Origin of the sequence: Streptomyces sp. NPDC058620 (assembly GCF_042717135.1) — a bacterium.
In the GTDB taxonomy this organism is placed as follows: Bacteria; Actinomycetota; Actinomycetes; order Streptomycetales; family Streptomycetaceae; genus Streptomyces.
In genome coordinates, this window is sequence record NZ_JBHXQO010000058.1 from 23,184 (window position 1) to 38,485 (window position 15,302).

Genomic DNA, 15,302 nt, shown 5'->3' on the forward strand with positions numbered 1-15,302 from the left:
GGTGCGTGACCGGGATGACAGTGGACAGCTCAACAGCACCTCCGACCCGGACGGCCCGGCACTGCTCCTGTGCGTACCGGAGTACGTCTCCACGGCCTGGCAGTCACTGGACTACCTGGACGACGAGTACCGGTCTGCGCGCACTCGGTCCGGAGGTGCCCGACGTGGCCACGACGGTGGCCGAGACGTGGGCGCGGGTGCCCCGGGCCCTGGACGGCTGCTGACCGGCCCACGCCCGGTGAGCGGCACGATCACCGCGTACGTATCGTCTGGTGACGGGTCAAGGGAAGGCAGGTCGGCCATGAGCGGCTACGGAACCAACGGCTACGGACTGAGCGAGCCGAGGAGCCTGCGCGAGCGGGCGCGGCGGCACGCGCTCCTGCCGTTGCGGGTCTTCCTCGGCGTCACCTTCATCTACGCCGGTCTGGACAAGCTGACCGACAGCGGCTTCATGTCCGCCGACGGCACCGGCTCCATCGGCGAGATGATGAACGCGGTGAGGGACTCGTCCGCGATTCCCGCTCTCGTCGATCTCGCGCTGAAGAGCCCCGTGGGCTTCGGCTACGCCATCGCGATCGGTGAACTCCTCGTCGGGATCGCCACGCTCCTGGGGCTGTTCGCACGGGTCGCCGCGCTCGGCGGGGCACTGATCTCGCTCAGCCTGTGGCTGACCGTGAGCTGGCAGACCGAGCCCTACTACTACGGCAACGACCTGATCTACCTCATGGCCTGGCTGCCGCTGGTGCTGGCAGGCGCCGCCGCGTTCTCCGCGGACGCCTTCCTCGCGGCGCGGCGGCGGCGCACCCTGTAGCTCACCCAGGTGGTCGTCGCGGCCAGCGAGAGGCCACCGAAGAACAGTGGGAAGAAGAAGCTCCACGGGGCGTCCCACTCGCCCGCCGCGTCCGCCGCGTAACCGGCGGCCAGGGCGAGCATGACGACGCCCGCCACCGCGCGGCCGGGCCGGAATTCATGACGCAGCACGGGTGACCTCCACTTGTCCGACGCCGACTTCCAGTCTCAGCTCGACCGTGCCGGCCGGCTCGGCCCCCCTGGGCGGCACGATGGTCTGCTTCCGCCTCTGGTCCGGGCCCACGTCCACGTCGTCCGGCTTCTGGGCCGGCAGCTGGATGTCCCCGAGGCCCGCCTCGGCGTCCAGCTTCACCGTCACCCCCTCCGGTACGACCACGACCACCCGGCCCACGCCCACTTCCACGGCCGTCACGACGGTGTCGCCCGCGGGCACGACGACCTCGGACAGGTCGAGCCGGGCGACGCCCGTGCCCAGCTCGTACCGGGGCTCGACCGCGGCGACCGACGCGGGGGTCCACTCCTCGCGGATCCAGTCCGTGCCGATGTCCTTCGGCACGGCCGACGCACCGGCCAGCAGCCCGGCCGTGACGCCCGCCAGGAAGAGGGTGCCGAACCCGGTCCGGCCCAGGAACGAGCTGACCAGCATTCCGAGCCCGAACACCGCGAGCGCGGCACAGAGCCCGACCTGAAGGCTGGTTCCGAGCGGATGGTTCTCCCAGCTCAGGACCGTGCCGACCGCGCCCGCGATCATCGCGAGGGTGAAGACCAGGCCGCCGATCGAACGCGGTCCTCGGGTCCCCGGAGGGCGGTAGGGGGCGCTGTACGGGGCATCCGCCGTGGCGGTCCGCGCTCCCGGTGCCCGGGAGGCGGCGGATTTCGCGTCCTGCGGTCCCCACAGGTAGCCGGGACCGATCGGGCCCGAGGTGCCGTCCTTGACGATCGGATCGCGCCACCAGGAAGGGCTGCCCGGCGTCGGCGGAGCCTTGACCTCCGGAGGTGCGCCGTGGCCCGCCGTGCCCCCGGCCGCCTGCGCCGCCGCGGTGTCCGGCGGGGTGTCGGGCAGGGCCGACCTGCGGTGCTGCGCCCAGACCGTGGAGCCGATGACGGCGAGCGACAGCATCGCGGCGAAGGCCAGCATCCCGCGGTTGTGCAGCATGGAGAGGAACAGCCCGCAGCCGACCAGGGCGAGCACCAGCGCGATCAGCGAGGCCCCCTCGACCCGGCCGGACAGCAGCTTGCGCGCCTCGTTCTCCTCCTCGCCCTCCAGGGGGAGCAGCAGCCAGGCGAAGCCGTAGAAGATCAGTCCGATGCCGCCGGTCACCGAGAGGACGCCGAGCACGATCCGGAAGATCACCGGGTCGACGTCGCAGTACCGGCCGAGCCCGCCGCACACCCCGGCCACCACTTTCTGCCGCGAGCTGCGGTGCAGCTGTGGTTTCGGCTCGGGGGGCGGCGTGACACCGGGGGAGGCGTCCTGGGTAGCGGTCATGTCCCCATGGTGACGGTCCGTACGCCCCCGCGGCACCCGCCCCGACCCTGGCAGGTCCCTGATATTGACTCCCGGCGACCCCTGGGGGCCGTGGCGCGCTCCCGGACCGGCGTCAGGGTCGAGTAGGGGCCCGACCCTGATGCCACCACCGGCGCGTACGTGTGACGATCGTCGTATGCCAGCCGCCACGACCCGAGCCGCAAGCTCCCTCGCCTCCGATCCGGAGGAGCCGCCCGTACGCAAGCTGTACCGCAGCGCCGACGGACGGCTGCTCGGCGGCGTCGCGCGAGGGCTGGCCGGGCACCTCGGGCTGCCTGTCGCCTGGGTGCGGTTCCTCTTCCTCGGGCTGTTCTTCGCGGACGGTCTTGGCGCCCTGCTGTACGCCGTGTTCTGGATCGTCGTCCCGCTCGGCGTCGGCGGTGTGGACGCACCGCGCTCCGTCTTCGAGACCGCGCCGGACGGCCGGCGCCGGCTCCGCAAGCCGGACAAGGGACAGTTCTTCGCGCTCGTCGCGCTGCTCGTCGGCGCCGTGATCTTCGTCGGCAACGTCGACATGGGCAGCGAGGCCGACCGCTACATCTGGCCGACGCTCCTGATCGGCGCCGGCTCCGTACTGGTCTGGCGCCAGGCCGACAACGCCCGGCGGGCCCGCTGGATGGAGGTCGGCCGCCGACGCAGGGTGCTGCAACTGGCCCGCGGCCTCGCCGGTGTGGCCCTCGTGGGCCTCGGCCTGGCCGTCTTCATCGTGGTCCGAGGCTCGGCCGCACAGCTCGGCAACGTCCTGACCGCGGCCATCGCCGTGCTCACCGGCATCGCCCTGCTGGCCGGCCCCTATCTCGTACGGATGACGCAGGATCTCTCCGAGGAACGGCTCATGCGCATCCGCGCCCAGGAGCGCGCCGAGGTCGCGGCGCACGTGCACGACTCCGTCCTGCACACCCTCACGCTGATCCAGCGCAACGCGGACGACGGCGGCGAGGTCCGCAGGCTGGCCCGCGCCCAGGAGCGCGAGCTGCGCAACTGGCTGTACAACCCCGAGGGCACCGGCAAGGAGGAGGACGACGAACCGTCGAGCCTCGCCGAAGCGGTCAAGCGCGCCGCCGCCGAGGTCGAGGACAAGCACGGCGTACCCCTGGAGGTCGTCGTCGTCGGCGACTGCCCCCTCGACGACAAGCTGGCCGCCCAGATGCAGGCCGCACGCGAGGCAATGGTCAACGCCGCGAAGTACGGTGGCGAGGGTGGCGCGGTCCAGGTGTACGCGGAGGTCGAGGGCCGCACCGTGTTCGTCTCCGTGAAGGACCGCGGTCCGGGATTCGACCTGGATTCGGTCCCGGGCGACAGGATGGGCGTACGAGAATCAATCATCGGCCGGATGCAGCGCAACGGCGGTACGGCCCGGCTGCGTTCGGTGCCCGGTGGGGGCACGGAAGTCGAGCTGGAGATGGAGAGGACGAGCGAATGACCGAGAACACCGAAGCGACCGGGGGCCCGGAGCGACGGGTACGGGTCGTGCTCGTCGACGACCACCGGATGTTCCGTACCGGCGTCCAGGCCGAGATCGGCCGCACCGAGGAGACCGGGGTCGAGGTCGTCGGCGAGGCCGCCGACGTCGACCAGGCCGTCACGGTCATCACCGCGACCCGCCCCGAGGTCGTCCTCCTCGACGTCCATCTGCCGGGTGGCGGCGGCGTCGAGGTGCTGCGCCGCTGCGCCCCGATGATGGGCGCGGCCGAGAATCCGGTGCGCTTCCTGGCGCTGTCCGTGTCGGACGCCGCCGAGGACGTCATCGGCGTCATCCGTGGCGGTGCCCGTGGCTATGTCACCAAGACGATCACCGGTACGGACCTGGTCGACTCGGTCTTCCGGGTGCAGGACGGTGACGCCGTGTTCTCGCCCCGGCTGGCCGGCTTCGTGCTGGACGCCTTCGCGTCGACCGACGCGCCGCCGGTCGACGAGGACCTGGACCGGCTGACGCAGCGCGAGCGCGAGGTGCTGCGGCTGATCGCCCGCGGGTACGCGTACAAGGAGATCGCCAAGCAGCTCTTCATCTCGGTGAAGACGGTCGAGTCGCACGTCTCGGCGGTGCTCAGGAAGCTCCAGCTGTCCAACCGGCACGAGCTGACCCGGTGGGCGACGGCGCGCAGGCTGGTCTGACCGGCGCGGCCGCTCACGCCACCCTGGTCGCGCCCGCGAAGGGCATCTGGTCGATCGGTGCGATGCGCACGGGTGCGCCGGGGCGCGGTGCGTGGATCATCTGGCCGTCGCCGATGTACAGCCCGACATGGCTGATGCCGGAGTAGAAGAACACCAGGTCTCCGGGGGCGAGTTCGGAGCGGGTCACCCGCTGTCCGGCGTTGATCTGGGTGTACGTGGTGCGGGGCAGGGAGACGCCCGCGGAGCGCCAGGCGGCCTGGGTGAGGCCGGAGCAGTCGAAGGAGGAGGGGCCGGTGGAGCCCCAGACGTACGGCTTGCCGATCGCCCCGTACGCGAAGCCGACGGCCTGCGCGGCACGGGGGTTGGGGGCGCTGACCGCTCCGCGCGGGGTGGTGCGGTCGGCTCGCACGGCGGCGCCGCCGTGCCCCGCGTCGGCCGCCCGCTCGTAGTCGGTGCGCTGGGCCTCGGTGAGGGTGCTGAGGAGGCGCCTGGCGTCGGCCAGCTTGGTGCGGACCGTCTCCTTGTGCTTCGTCAGCTCGGCCCGGCGTGCCGTGAGTGTCGCGAGCTCGCCCTCGGCGCGGGCGCGGAGCTGGGCGACGTCGGTGACCTGCCTGCGGATTCCGTTGAGCAGCCCGGCCTGACGGTCGCCGGCCCGGTCCAGGTACGAGGCGCGTTGCAGGTACTGGTCGGGGTCGGAGGAGAGCGCCAGCTGTACGGCGGGGTCGATGCCGCCGGAGCGGTACTGCGCGGTGGCCAGCGAACCGAGCGTGTGGCGTGCGGTGTTGAGGCGTTCGGTCCGGCGGGCGGCCTCGTCGCGCAGCGCGTCCACGGACCTGGCGGCCGCGGCCGCCTTCTCCTTCGTGCCGTTGTAGCGCTCGGTGGCGACCTCGGCGTCGTGGTACAGCCGGTCGATCTTGGCCCTGACCTGGGCCGGGGTGAGCTGCGGTTCGGCGTGCGCAGCCCCGTCGAAGGCGGTGGTGGTCGCGGCCCCGGCGAAGGCCAGGGTCGCGGCGGTGCGGGCAGCAGAGCCGGTGAACGGGCGCTGCCTGGGCTTCCGGTGAGCGGCTTTCCGGTGTGCTGCCACGAGGGCGGCATCCTTCCTGTTCGGCTGCCCGTCGGGAGCTACCGGCGGGCCCGGGAGGTGACCGTGTGCCGTCCGGTACGTATGTGACGGCGGGGAAACGGTCATCTGGAAGGGACGCTAACCCCAGGACACGGGAAAGGGTCGACATGACAGCTATTGCCCTGATGTGACGTTTCGCTACCTCTGTGTGATCGGAAAAATAGCGTCAGAGTCGGGCGATTCGTACAGGCGCGAGCGAAGTCACCGGGAAGCGCGACCTGGCCGGTGAGGGGTGATAAGGGCCCGGCTAGGCTCCGGAGTCATGGACGTACTGATCAATGTCTTCGTCGCCCTGCACATCATCGGGATCGCCTCGCTGCTCGGCGGTTTCCTGACCCAGATGAAGGCGATGGGAGCCGGCACCGCCCGCTTCGTGCCGGCCATGCTGCACGGTGCGCTGACCATGCTGATCACGGGAGTCGCGCTGGTCGGCCTCAACCAGGCCGACGGCCAGACCGTGAACAACGTCAAGATCGGCATCAAGCTGCTGATCCTGGTCGTGATCCTCGCGCTCGTCTACATCAGGCGGGACGAGGAGAAGGCCGGCAAGGGCGAGTTCGCCGCGGTCGGAGGTCTCACGGTCGCCAACATCTTCATCGCGACGCTCTGGACCTGACGAAAGGAACTGCTGACCCCGTTGACCCCGATCAGGACCGCGTCGCCGTTCCGCACCCCTCGTCCGCCGTCTTCATCCGGTCGGCCATCGACGTACTGCGGTCGTAGGGATCGACCTCGGGGCCGCCGTCCGCTCCGGCGTCCGGCCGGCCGGCGCCGAACGAGGGTGTGAGGTAGCCGCTGACATTCTCGCAGCCGCCGTTGGTCGTGTCGGCCGTGTACGAGACGAGGGAGAAGGTGCCCGGCTCGGTGACCACCTCGGCGGGATCGTCCCAGTTCAGGACCAGCTCCCGGCGCACGATCGTGCGCCCGGCCTCGTCGCTGTCCGCCGCCGGTGCGACCGGATATACGAACGTGACGTCGGCCGTCACCTGGAGGGCCCCGCGCTCGCCCTCCCGGTACGTCATCCGCCCCCGGGTCCTGACCACGTCCCCTACCGGGCGCGTGATCGACGGATCGAACCGGCTGAAGAGCAGCAGGGGATCGTTCTTCCCGCCGGGCGTGCGGAACGCGGCCGCCAGAAAGTCCTGGACATCCCGCTGATGCGGGTTGATCAGCGCGATCGCCTTGTCGGGGTGCTCGCCCCGCAGCGCGCCCGGTTCCAGATTGGACGCGTAGAGGAAGTCCTGGGTCCGCTCAAGAGCCCCTTTCACCTGCGCCGTGCTCATCCACCCGGTGGCCCTGGCCGTGGGCACCGAGATCCCCGCCGTGCCGCTCGCCCAGCGCTCGGCGGGCGAGCCCCTGAACGGTTCGTCGGGGGTGGCCCGTCGGGCCGCGCTCCCGGGAGGCGGCTGGTCCGGGCGTTCCGACTCCGCCGCGAGCGGCCCCCCGGCGCCGCCGCCCCCGCCGAACCAGCCGGTCACCCGGTCCGGGGCCACGGCCACGGCCAGCAGGGCCAGAACGACCAGCAGGCCGACCGCGTACCAGCCCGTTCTCCGCTTCGGCCGGGCCGGTGAGTAGCCGCGCCAGGCTTCCGGGCGGGCGGGCTCCTCGCTCAGCCGCCGCGCCACCTCGCGGGCCCGCGCCGACGGCTCCTCGGGCGCGTCCGCCGTACCGGCCACCGACTCCCGGAGGAACCGCTCCCACTCCTCGTCAGGCACGGACGAACCGTTCCGCTCCCCACCCGCGTTCACACCGAACTCCTTGTGTCCACACTGCTCCGGCCCCCTCCCCAGAAGGCGCATCGGCATGATCGCACAGCGATCCGCGCGGCAACCGGCCAGTTCGGGAAGGGAGCGACGGGGCACCTCACGTCGTCCCGTCCACCTGGCCCGGTGGACGGGACGGCCGGACGGAACGACGAGAGTCACGCGCCCTGAGCGGACAACGGCGTCACGCCGGCCGCACGCTCCCGTAGATCGGCATGTAGTAGATCGATTCCTCGCGCACGTTCGCCCCGGGCTTCGGCGCGTGGATCATCATGCCGTCGCCCTTGTAGATGCCGACGTGGCTGATGTCGTCGTAGAAGAACACCAGGTCGCCCGGCTGGAGGTCCGACGTGGCCACCCGTGTGCCGACCTCGACCTGGTCCCAGGTGGTACGCGGCAGATCGACGCCCGCCGTCTTCCAGGCCGCCTGCGTCAGCCCCGAGCAGTCGTACGAGGAGGGGCCCGTCGCCCCCCAGACGTACGGCTTGCCGATCTGGGCAGCCGCGAAGGCCAGGACCTTGTCCGCCTTCGCCGCGTAACCGCTGTCCTCGTCCGCGCCGCGGCCGGTCCCGGCGTCCGTGCCGGTGCCGGGCTGCTCGGTCTCCTGCGCGTCCTCGGCGGCCTCCTTCGCCGCCTCCTCCCGCGTCTGGCGCTCGGCCTCCGCGGCGGCCTGCTGGCGGGCCAGTTCCGCGGCCTTGCGCTTGGCCTCCGCCTCCTTCTCGCGCTCCAGCTCCGCGAGCCGCGCCTTCTCCTCGGCGGTCAGCTCGGACAGCAGGGTGCGCGCCTCGGTCAGCTTCTCCTGCACCTGCTGCTTGCTGGCGCGCAGCGTGGTCTGCGCCTCGGTGAGCGTCTCCAGGCTCTTGGTGGCCTCGGCGCGCTTCTTCGCCGCCTCGTTCTGCTGCGTACGGAAGTCCGCGACCGTCTTCTGCTGCTGGCTGGTCATCCGCGCCATCAGCTGGTCCTGGTCGAAGTACGACTGCGGGTCGTCCGCGAGGAAGAACGTGGCCGTCGGGGCGACCGCGCCGCTCCGGTACTGCGCGGCGGCGAACTGACCCAGTTCGCGGCGCGTCTCGTTCAGCTTCTCGGCCCGCTTCGCCGCGGCCTCCAGGAGCCCGTCGACCTTGGCGCGCTGATCGGTGGATGCCGACTTCGCCTTGTTGTACTGCTGGGTCGCGGTGCCCGCCTGCCGGTAGAGGTCGTCGACCTTCTTCTGGACGTCCTCGATGCTCGGCCGGGGCGCCGCGGGCGCGGCCGTCGCCGTCTGCGTGGAGAGCAGGGTCACAGAGGCCAGTGCCGCCGTCGTGAGTCCCATGCCGGGTGAGGTGGTGCGCATTCGGGTGCGCGGTTTGCGATGCGATGCCAAGACCGGCATCTCCTTCCGTGGACCGCCTACCGGGTTAGCTGTCGGGTTCGGGCGGAACGGAAGGCTGCCCTACGGTCCAAGTGAAGGTCGCGGACCGATTCACCCCGGTGTTGCGTGTGGGTCCCCGGTTCCGAACGCCTGTGAGGGCAGCCCGGATTCGGCGTGGGTGTCCGCTAGGCGTGGTTCGCCTCAAAGGGGGTACGGGCCACCCGTCGGAGCACGCTAGCCAACCCGTGCTGTCCCTGTGAAGGTTGATGTTCGATATGCCCGATACATGTTCGTGACCTCGGGGGAATCGATGCGGGCGGGCCGGGAGAGGGCCTCCTTCCCTTACGGGGTGTGGCCGCCCGGTCTCCGTACGCGCACGGTCGCGGGGTCGTCCTGCGGAATGCGGCCCCTGGGTGTCAGTGGGGCCGCCTAGACTCGTCAAGCGATGAGCAGCCTCTTTGACGACAGCTTCCTGACCGGCCTCCAGAACTCGGAGGAAGGGCCCCCGCCGCCTCCCGAGGACCACGCACCCGAAGCGGTGCCGGAGGGTCTCTTCGAGGGTGTCTTCGACGCGCCCCCGCCGCCCCGCGAGGGGTACTACCGCGACGGGGCGCCCCGTCCCGTCATTGACGCCGCCGCGCTGCTCGACGGGCTGAACACCGAGCAGCGCGCCGCTGTCGTGCACGCCGGTTCGCCGCTGCTCATCGTCGCCGGTGCCGGATCGGGCAAGACCCGGGTGCTCACCCACCGGATCGCCCATCTGCTGGCCGAGCGCGGGGTGCACCCCGGCCAGATCCTCGCGATCACCTTCACCAACAAGGCCGCGGGCGAGATGAAGGAGCGGGTCGAGCAGCTCGTCGGACCGCGCGCCAACGCCATGTGGGTCATGACCTTCCACAGCGCGTGCGTGCGCATCCTGCGCCGCGAGTCCAAGAGGCTCGGCTTCACCTCGTCGTTCTCGATCTACGACGCCGCGGACTCCAAGCGGCTCATGGCGCTCGTCTGCCGCGATCTGGACCTCGACCCGAAGCGCTACCCGCCGAAGTCGTTCACGGCCAAGGTCTCGAATCTGAAGAACGAGCTGATCGACGAGGAGACCTTCGCCGGGCAGGCCGCGGACGGCTTCGAGAAGACCCTGGCCCAGGCGTACGCGCTGTACCAGGCACGGCTGCGCGAGGCCAACGCCCTGGACTTCGACGACATCATCATGACGACGGTGCATCTGCTCCAGGCGTTCCCCGATGTCGCCGAGCACTACCGCCGCCGCTTCCGGCACGTCCTGGTCGACGAGTACCAGGACACCAACCACGCGCAGTACACGCTGGTGCGCGAGCTGGTGGGCCCGGCCGGTGAGGCCGACGCCCCCGCCGAGCTCTGTGTCGTCGGTGACGCGGACCAGTCGATCTACGCCTTCCGGGGCGCGACCATCCGCAACATCCTCCAGTTCGAGGAGGACTATCCGAACGCCACCACGATCATGCTGGAGCAGAACTACCGCTCCACGCAGACGATCCTGTCCGCGGCCAACGCGGTCATCGAGCGCAACGAGAGCCGCCGCCCCAAGAACCTCTGGACGAACGCCGGCACCGGCGCCCGGATCACGGGGTACGTCGCGGACACCGAGCACGACGAGGCGCAGTTCATCGCCGACGAGATCGACCGGCTCACCGACGCCGGCGACGCGAAGGCGGGCGACGTCGCCGTCTTCTACCGTACGAACGCGCAGTCCCGTGTCTTCGAGGAGATCTTCATCCGGGTCGGCCTGCCCTACAAGGTCGTCGGCGGTGTGCGCTTCTACGAGCGCAAGGAGGTCCGCGACGTCCTGGCCTATCTCCGGGTCCTCGCCAACCCGGAGGACACCGTCCCGCTGCGCCGCATCCTGAACGTGCCGAAGCGAGGCATCGGTGACCGTGCCGAGGCCATGATCGACGCCCTGTCGATGCGCGAGAGGATCTCCTTCCCCCAGGCACTGCGCCGCGTCGACGAGGCGTACGGCATGGCGGCCCGCTCGTCCAACGCCGTGAAGCGCTTCAACACGCTGATGGAGGAGCTCCGCACGATCGTCGAGTCCGGGGCGGGCCCCGCGGTCGTCCTGGAAGCGGTCATGGAACGCACGGGCTATCTGGCCGAGCTCCAGGCGTCGACCGATCCACAGGACGAGACCCGCATCGAGAACCTTCAGGAACTGGCGGCCGTCGCGCTCGAATTCGAGCAGGAGCGCGCGGAGGAGGAAGGCGCGGGCACGCTGGCCGAGTTCCTGGAGAAGGTGGCCCTCGTCGCCGACTCCGACCAGATCCCCGACGAGGACGAAGAGGGCTCCGGGGTCATCACGCTGATGACGCTGCACACGGCGAAGGGGCTGGAGTTCCCGGTCGTCTTCCTGACCGGCATGGAGGACGGCGTCTTCCCGCACATGCGGGCGCTCGGCCAGGCGAAGGAGCTGGAGGAGGAGCGGCGGCTCGCCTATGTCGGCATCACCCGTGCCCGCGAGCGGCTGTATCTGACCCGGGCCGCGATGCGCAGTGCCTGGGGCCAGCCCTCGTACAACCCGGCCTCGCGGTTCCTGGAGGAGATCCCGGACCAGCATCTGGAGTGGAAGCGCAAGGGCCCGATGTCCGCTCCGGCCGGACCGACGTCGGGGATCACGTCCTCGCTGTCGTCCTCGCGCTCCAGGTCCGGGCCTTCGGGCTTCGCCACCCGGCGCACCTCGGACAAGCCGGTGGTCGCGCTGGTGGTGGGGGACCGGGTCACGCACGACCAGTTCGGTCTGGGCACGGTGACCGCGGTCGAGGGCTTCGGCGACCAGGCGAAGGCCACGGTCGACTTCGGGGACGAGCGGCCGAAGAAGCTCCTCCTGCGCTACGCACCGGTCGAGAAGCTGTAGGTCCATGGCGCTCGCGCAGATGGCTGTGGCCCCGTCGGACGGACGGGGCCACAGCCATCTGCGGTGTGATGATCTGCGGCGTGATGCTCAGTTCGGGTTGAGACCGTGGCTGCGGAACCAGGGCATCGGGTCGATCGCCGAGCCGCCCCCGGGCCGGACCTCGAAGTGCAGGTGCGGGCCGGTGGAGTTCCCGGAATCCCCGGCGTACCCGATGGTGTCGCCCGCCTGCACGGAGCCCGAGCGGATCCGGGTGCTGCTGAGGTGGCAGTACCAGGTCTCGGTGCCGTCCGCCGCCGTCACGATGGCCATGTTCCCGTAGGCGGTGTTGAACTGGGTGCGTACGGTGCCGTCCGTAGCGGCCAGCACCGGAGCGCCGTATCCGACGGGGAAGTCGACGCCCGTGTGCACGGACATCCAGTTGACGCCCGCCTGGCCGTAGTACGCGCTGAGACCGTGCTCCGTGACCGGCAGTGAGAACTTCGGGCGCAGCGCCTCTCGGCGTGCGGCCTCCGCCTCGCGCTTCTTCTTCTCGGCGGCCTGGCGTTCCCGCAGGTCGATGCGTTCCTGGGTGCGGCTGGCGCGGTCGGCGAAGTCATCGGCGTCGGCGCTGAGGTTGGCGAGCTGCGTGTCCAGCTTGTTGTTGGCGGTCACCGGCTTGACGGTGCCGGGGTCGACCGCCGCCATCGAAGCGGTGTCGTCCTTCTTCTGCTCGTCGCCGGTGATGCCGCTGACCGAGGCGGCCGCGATGCCCGCGACGCTCATGACACAGGCCGAGGGAACGGCGACGGTCAGGAGTGCGGACCGCTTGGCGGGGGTACGGCGCCGGCCGCGGCTTCCCGCTCCACCGCGGGGCGCCCGGCCGGCCGGGCGAGGCGTGGCGGGGGAGTGCGAGGCGGCGGTCACGAGCTCGGGTTCGTCGGTCCCGGACTCGGCCGCGGACTCATGCGTCTCGGCGGCGTGGACGTCGGAGGCAGGTACGTCGGTGCCGTGGACGTCGTAGTCGTGGCCGTCGTGCGCGTGGTTCTCGGTGGAGGCGTCCGTGTCACTGTCGGTGTCCACGTCCGCGGTGCTGAACTCGGCCGTTGTGTACGGCTCGTAGGTCTCGTACGGAGTCTGCTGCTCGGCCGGCTGCTGTTCGTACGAGGAGTACGACAGCTGTTCGGGCTCGTACGGAGCGTTCCCGGGCGTGGCGCCGGAGTTCCAGGCGGTGGCGTCGTAGGCGCCGGTGTCGGAGCCAGCGTCCACGAACTGCGCGGCGGTGTACGTACCGGTCCCGTAGGTCGTGCCGGCGAAGGTGGTGGTGGGGAAGGCGCCGGTGTCGGTCGTCGCCCACTGCTCGGCCTGACCGGTCTGGCCGGCCTGGACCCAACCCGAGGTGTCCCACTGGCCGGTGCTGTCGTACTGCTCCTGCTGCGGCTGGTGGGTCTCGTGCGGGCGGGCGGCGTATGCGTCGTACGAGGCGGTCTGATGCGCGCCCGTGTCCCACTGGGTGGAGTCGTACTCGCCGCTGTGGCCCTGCCCTGCGGCCGCGTACCCGTTGTCGAAGCCGTAGGTGGCGCCCTGAGCGGTGTCGTAACCGCCGCCGTAGCCGCCGGTGGCCTCGTAGCCATGGGCGGAACCGGGAGTGGAACTGCTGTCGTAGCCGCCGTCGTGATGACCGGGGAGAGCGCCGAAGAGCGGATCGGTGGCGTAGCTGCCGGTGGGCTGGTTGTCGTAGTCGACGTACCCGGCGTGGGGGTGCTGGTCGTTCACCAACTTCTCTCTCGCCTCGGCAGCAGGACCTGTTCCGGTGTCCGTGGGGGACTCCAGGGGAAAGCAGTGGCCGCGACTGTACCCGGCGGTACGTGACGACGACAATCTTCGCCGGGTTCCAGCCGTTCAGGAAACGGGCAATCGGCCGCCTTTCGGCGGACAGCAGGCGCAGCCTTGGCCCTACGTTCGAAATGCGTTCTATTTGGGTGGCTGGCTTCAGGCCGTTCGCGCGGCCGGTTCAGGCCACCGAGGCGGTCCCGGAGCTGCTGGTGGTGGCTTCCTGGCACTCCAGGGCCTCCCGGATACCGGCGGCGACCGCCGGGTGTACGGGCAGTGCGAGATGGCCGATTCCGGTGACGCGCACGTTCACCACGTCCAGGTCGGGGTGGTCCATGCAGGCCGTCTCGACCGGCACCATCACCCGGTCCAGTTCGCTCCAGAAGTTGACGAACCGGGTCCGGCAGCCGGGAGCGGGCGTGCGCAGTTCCTCGATGAGGGCGGAGCCGCTGCGCATCTGCCGCACGATCGGGTGAGCGCTCGCCGGCCGCGCGACGGAGGTACCGCTGTGCGGGGTGCCGAGCGTGACCAGGGTGCGAACACGCTGGTCGCCGCCGAGCCGCTGGACGTAGTAGCGGGCGATCAGCCCTCCTAGACTGTGTCCGACGATGTCGATCTCACGGTGCCCCGTGCGGACACAGATCTCCTCGACATGCCGGCCGAGCAGCTCCGCCGCCGTGCGGACGTCGCAGGTCAGCGGCGAGTAGTTGAGGGACTCCAGATGGCGCCAGCCGTGCCGGGCGAGCGAGCGCCGCAGCAGGACGAACACCGAGCGGTTGTCGATGAACCCGTGCAGCAGTACGACGGGTGGCCGGCCGGTCTCGCCGTCGGCGAGCAGGGCGGTGGGTCCGGCGCGCTCCGTACCGGTCTGCTCGGGGGCGTCGGGAAGCGAACCCTCGTCCGGGTCCGCGCCCGGTGTGCCCGGTGTGCCCGGTGCGGGCGTCGCGGCCCGGCGCTCCGGGGCGATACCGCAGGGGTAGATGAGGAGGTGCCCTGCGAGGATCGCGAGCTCCAGCACGGTGGCCTTGACCAGCGCCGATGACAGCCGGGTGGGCAACGGGCACGGCGTGCGCAGCAGCAGCGGGGAAAGGAAGGACAGAACCTTCATGGCCGACCTCCTGCACTGACATACGGAAGCGGCTCCGGTCCCGCATGCCCTCATGGGGTGTCGGCGCGAGGGCGGCGATCGTCGGGTGATCGGCCGTGAAGCCGTACCACCGTGCCGTGCGGCTGACGGCGCGGTGGTACGGCGACCTCGCAGCGGCTCCCTTTGCGGCCGTTCCCGTGCGGCGGATGGGCCGCATGGAGCAGGAACGACGCTCAGCGAACATGTCCCATGTGTGATTTCCCCCTCCCCGTCCACCGCGAAACGGCGGCTTGCGGGATGCTGTAGATAACGTTCGTTCACATCCCCGGCCCTTCAGGCGCGGGAGATCCATGTGGAGGCAGTGATGGGTGTGACCGGTCCGATCCGTGTGGTGGTGGCCAAGCCGGGACTCGACGGCCACGACCGTGGAGCCAAGGTGATCGCGCGGGCGCTGCGGGACGCCGGTATGGAGGTCATCTATACCGGCCTCCACCAGACGCCCGAGCAGATCGTCGACACGGCGATCCAGGAGGATGCCGACGCCATCGGCCTCTCGATCCTCTCCGGTGCGCACAACACGCTCTTCGCGAAGGTGATCGAGCTGCTCAAGGAGCGCGAGGCCGAGGACATCAAGGTGTTCGGCGGCGGCATCATCCCGGAGGCTGACATCGCGCCGCTGAAGGACCAGGGCGTCGCGGAGATCTTCACCCCGGGTGCGACGACGACGTCGATCGTCGACTGGGTGAACGCCAACGTCCGTCAGACGACCGGCGCCTGACCGGCCGCGGCCCGGCCCCCGCCCCGCCCCCCCCCCGCGCCGGGCCCGGCGGGC

At 70.7% G+C, this 15,302-nt stretch carries 13 protein-coding genes and 1 riboswitch; of the genes, 6 read left to right on the forward strand and 7 right to left on the reverse strand.

The annotated features are described in order from the left end of the window. Positions 1-301 precede the first annotated feature (301 nt). On the forward strand, positions 302-811 hold the full coding sequence (locus tag ACFWSK_RS31850) for a DoxX family protein (RefSeq protein ID WP_383793852.1): 510 nt from the start codon (positions 302-304) through the stop codon (positions 809-811). On the opposite strand, the gene ACFWSK_RS31855 is transcribed toward ACFWSK_RS31850, so the two are convergent. Continuing rightward, the gene (locus ACFWSK_RS31855; RefSeq protein ID WP_383793810.1) at positions 718-981 is read right to left on the reverse strand and encodes a hypothetical protein; all 264 of its coding nucleotides are present in this window, start codon (positions 979-981) and stop codon (positions 718-720) included. The two genes, ACFWSK_RS31850 and ACFWSK_RS31855, sit on opposite strands and share 94 nt — an antisense overlap. Continuing rightward, entirely contained in the window at positions 968-2,299 is a 1,332-nt protein-coding gene (locus ACFWSK_RS31860; protein ID WP_383793813.1) for a PspC domain-containing protein, read from the reverse strand. Before ACFWSK_RS31860 ends, ACFWSK_RS31855 begins: the two co-directional genes overlap by 14 nt. A 175-nt stretch (positions 2,300-2,474) precedes the next feature. Here ACFWSK_RS31860 and ACFWSK_RS31865 point away from each other — a divergent pair, with 175 nt between their 5' ends. Both ACFWSK_RS31865 and ACFWSK_RS31870 read left to right on the forward strand, forming a co-directional pair. Continuing rightward, positions 2,475-3,761 carry a PspC domain-containing protein gene (locus ACFWSK_RS31865; RefSeq protein WP_383793816.1) on the forward strand — a complete coding sequence of 429 codons (1,287 nt, stop codon included), beginning with the start codon at positions 2,475-2,477 and terminating at the stop codon, positions 3,759-3,761. Continuing rightward, a complete protein-coding gene (locus tag ACFWSK_RS31870; protein ID WP_382735793.1) occupies positions 3,758-4,453 on the forward strand; it encodes a LuxR C-terminal-related transcriptional regulator in 696 nt (231 codons plus the stop codon). Before ACFWSK_RS31865 ends, ACFWSK_RS31870 begins: the two co-directional genes overlap by 4 nt. 13 nt (positions 4,454-4,466) lie before the next feature. On the opposite strand, the gene ACFWSK_RS31875 is transcribed toward ACFWSK_RS31870, so the two are convergent. Beyond that, on the reverse strand, positions 4,467-5,537 hold the full coding sequence (locus tag ACFWSK_RS31875) for an NlpC/P60 family protein (protein WP_383793821.1): 1,071 nt from the start codon (positions 5,535-5,537) through the stop codon (positions 4,467-4,469). Between the two features lie 301 nt (positions 5,538-5,838). Between ACFWSK_RS31875 and ACFWSK_RS31880 the strand changes: the two genes are divergently transcribed. After that, positions 5,839-6,192: a hypothetical protein gene (locus ACFWSK_RS31880; RefSeq protein ID WP_383793824.1), complete on the forward strand. Its 354-nt coding sequence runs from the start codon at positions 5,839-5,841 to the stop codon at positions 6,190-6,192. A gap of 31 nt (positions 6,193-6,223) precedes the next feature. Here the strand turns inward: ACFWSK_RS31880 and ACFWSK_RS31885 are convergent, their stop codons facing one another. After that, positions 6,224-7,291 (reverse strand): hypothetical protein, encoded by a 1,068-nt coding sequence (locus tag ACFWSK_RS31885; RefSeq protein ID WP_383793827.1) that lies wholly within the window; start codon positions 7,289-7,291, stop codon positions 6,224-6,226. Positions 7,292-7,523: 232 nt separating this feature from the next. Continuing rightward, positions 7,524-8,711, reverse strand: coding sequence for an NlpC/P60 family protein (locus ACFWSK_RS31890; RefSeq protein WP_383793831.1), 1,188 nt, complete (start codon positions 8,709-8,711; stop codon positions 7,524-7,526). Then, positions 8,710-8,875: riboswitch (cyclic di-AMP (ydaO/yuaA leader) on the reverse strand. It overlaps the preceding gene by 2 nt. A gap of 260 nt (positions 8,876-9,135) precedes the next feature. Between ACFWSK_RS31890 and pcrA the strand changes: the two genes are divergently transcribed. Continuing rightward, the gene (gene pcrA, locus ACFWSK_RS31895) at positions 9,136-11,574 is read left to right on the forward strand and encodes a DNA helicase PcrA (RefSeq protein WP_383793834.1); all 2,439 of its coding nucleotides are present in this window, start codon (positions 9,136-9,138) and stop codon (positions 11,572-11,574) included. Between the two features lie 87 nt (positions 11,575-11,661). On the opposite strand, the gene ACFWSK_RS31900 is transcribed toward pcrA, so the two are convergent. Continuing rightward, positions 11,662-13,326: a M23 family metallopeptidase gene (locus tag ACFWSK_RS31900; protein ID WP_383793837.1), complete on the reverse strand. Its 1,665-nt coding sequence runs from the start codon at positions 13,324-13,326 to the stop codon at positions 11,662-11,664. 238 nt (positions 13,327-13,564) lie between these two features. After that, a complete protein-coding gene (locus ACFWSK_RS31905; protein WP_383793841.1) occupies positions 13,565-14,491 on the reverse strand; it encodes an esterase/lipase family protein in 927 nt (308 codons plus the stop codon). Positions 14,492-14,834: 343 nt separating this feature from the next. Between ACFWSK_RS31905 and ACFWSK_RS31910 the strand changes: the two genes are divergently transcribed. Beyond that, positions 14,835-15,248, forward strand: coding sequence for a cobalamin B12-binding domain-containing protein (locus ACFWSK_RS31910; RefSeq protein WP_383793843.1), 414 nt, complete (start codon positions 14,835-14,837; stop codon positions 15,246-15,248). Positions 15,249-15,302: the final 54 nt, after the last annotated feature.

What these genes read in the sequence shown, in the direction of transcription:
- ACFWSK_RS31890 (WP_383793831.1), bottom strand. Translation starts at nt 8,711, where the DNA reads ATGCCGGTCTTGGCATCGCATCGCAAACCGCGCACCCGAATGCGCACC.
- ACFWSK_RS31905 (WP_383793841.1), bottom strand. Translation starts at nt 14,491, where the DNA reads ATGAAGGTTCTGTCCTTCCTTTCCCCGCTGCTGCTGCGCACGCCGTGC.
- ACFWSK_RS31865 (WP_383793816.1), top strand. Translation starts at nt 2,475, where the DNA reads ATGCCAGCCGCCACGACCCGAGCCGCAAGCTCCCTCGCCTCCGATCCG.
- ACFWSK_RS31910 (WP_383793843.1), top strand. Translation starts at nt 14,835, where the DNA reads ATGGGTGTGACCGGTCCGATCCGTGTGGTGGTGGCCAAGCCGGGACTC.
- ACFWSK_RS31880 (WP_383793824.1), top strand. Translation starts at nt 5,839, where the DNA reads ATGGACGTACTGATCAATGTCTTCGTCGCCCTGCACATCATCGGGATC.
- ACFWSK_RS31860 (WP_383793813.1), bottom strand. Translation starts at nt 2,299, where the DNA reads ATGACCGCTACCCAGGACGCCTCCCCCGGTGTCACGCCGCCCCCCGAG.
- ACFWSK_RS31850 (WP_383793852.1), top strand. Translation starts at nt 302, where the DNA reads ATGAGCGGCTACGGAACCAACGGCTACGGACTGAGCGAGCCGAGGAGC.
- pcrA (WP_383793834.1), top strand. Translation starts at nt 9,136, where the DNA reads ATGAGCAGCCTCTTTGACGACAGCTTCCTGACCGGCCTCCAGAACTCG.
- ACFWSK_RS31870 (WP_382735793.1), top strand. Translation starts at nt 3,758, where the DNA reads ATGACCGAGAACACCGAAGCGACCGGGGGCCCGGAGCGACGGGTACGG.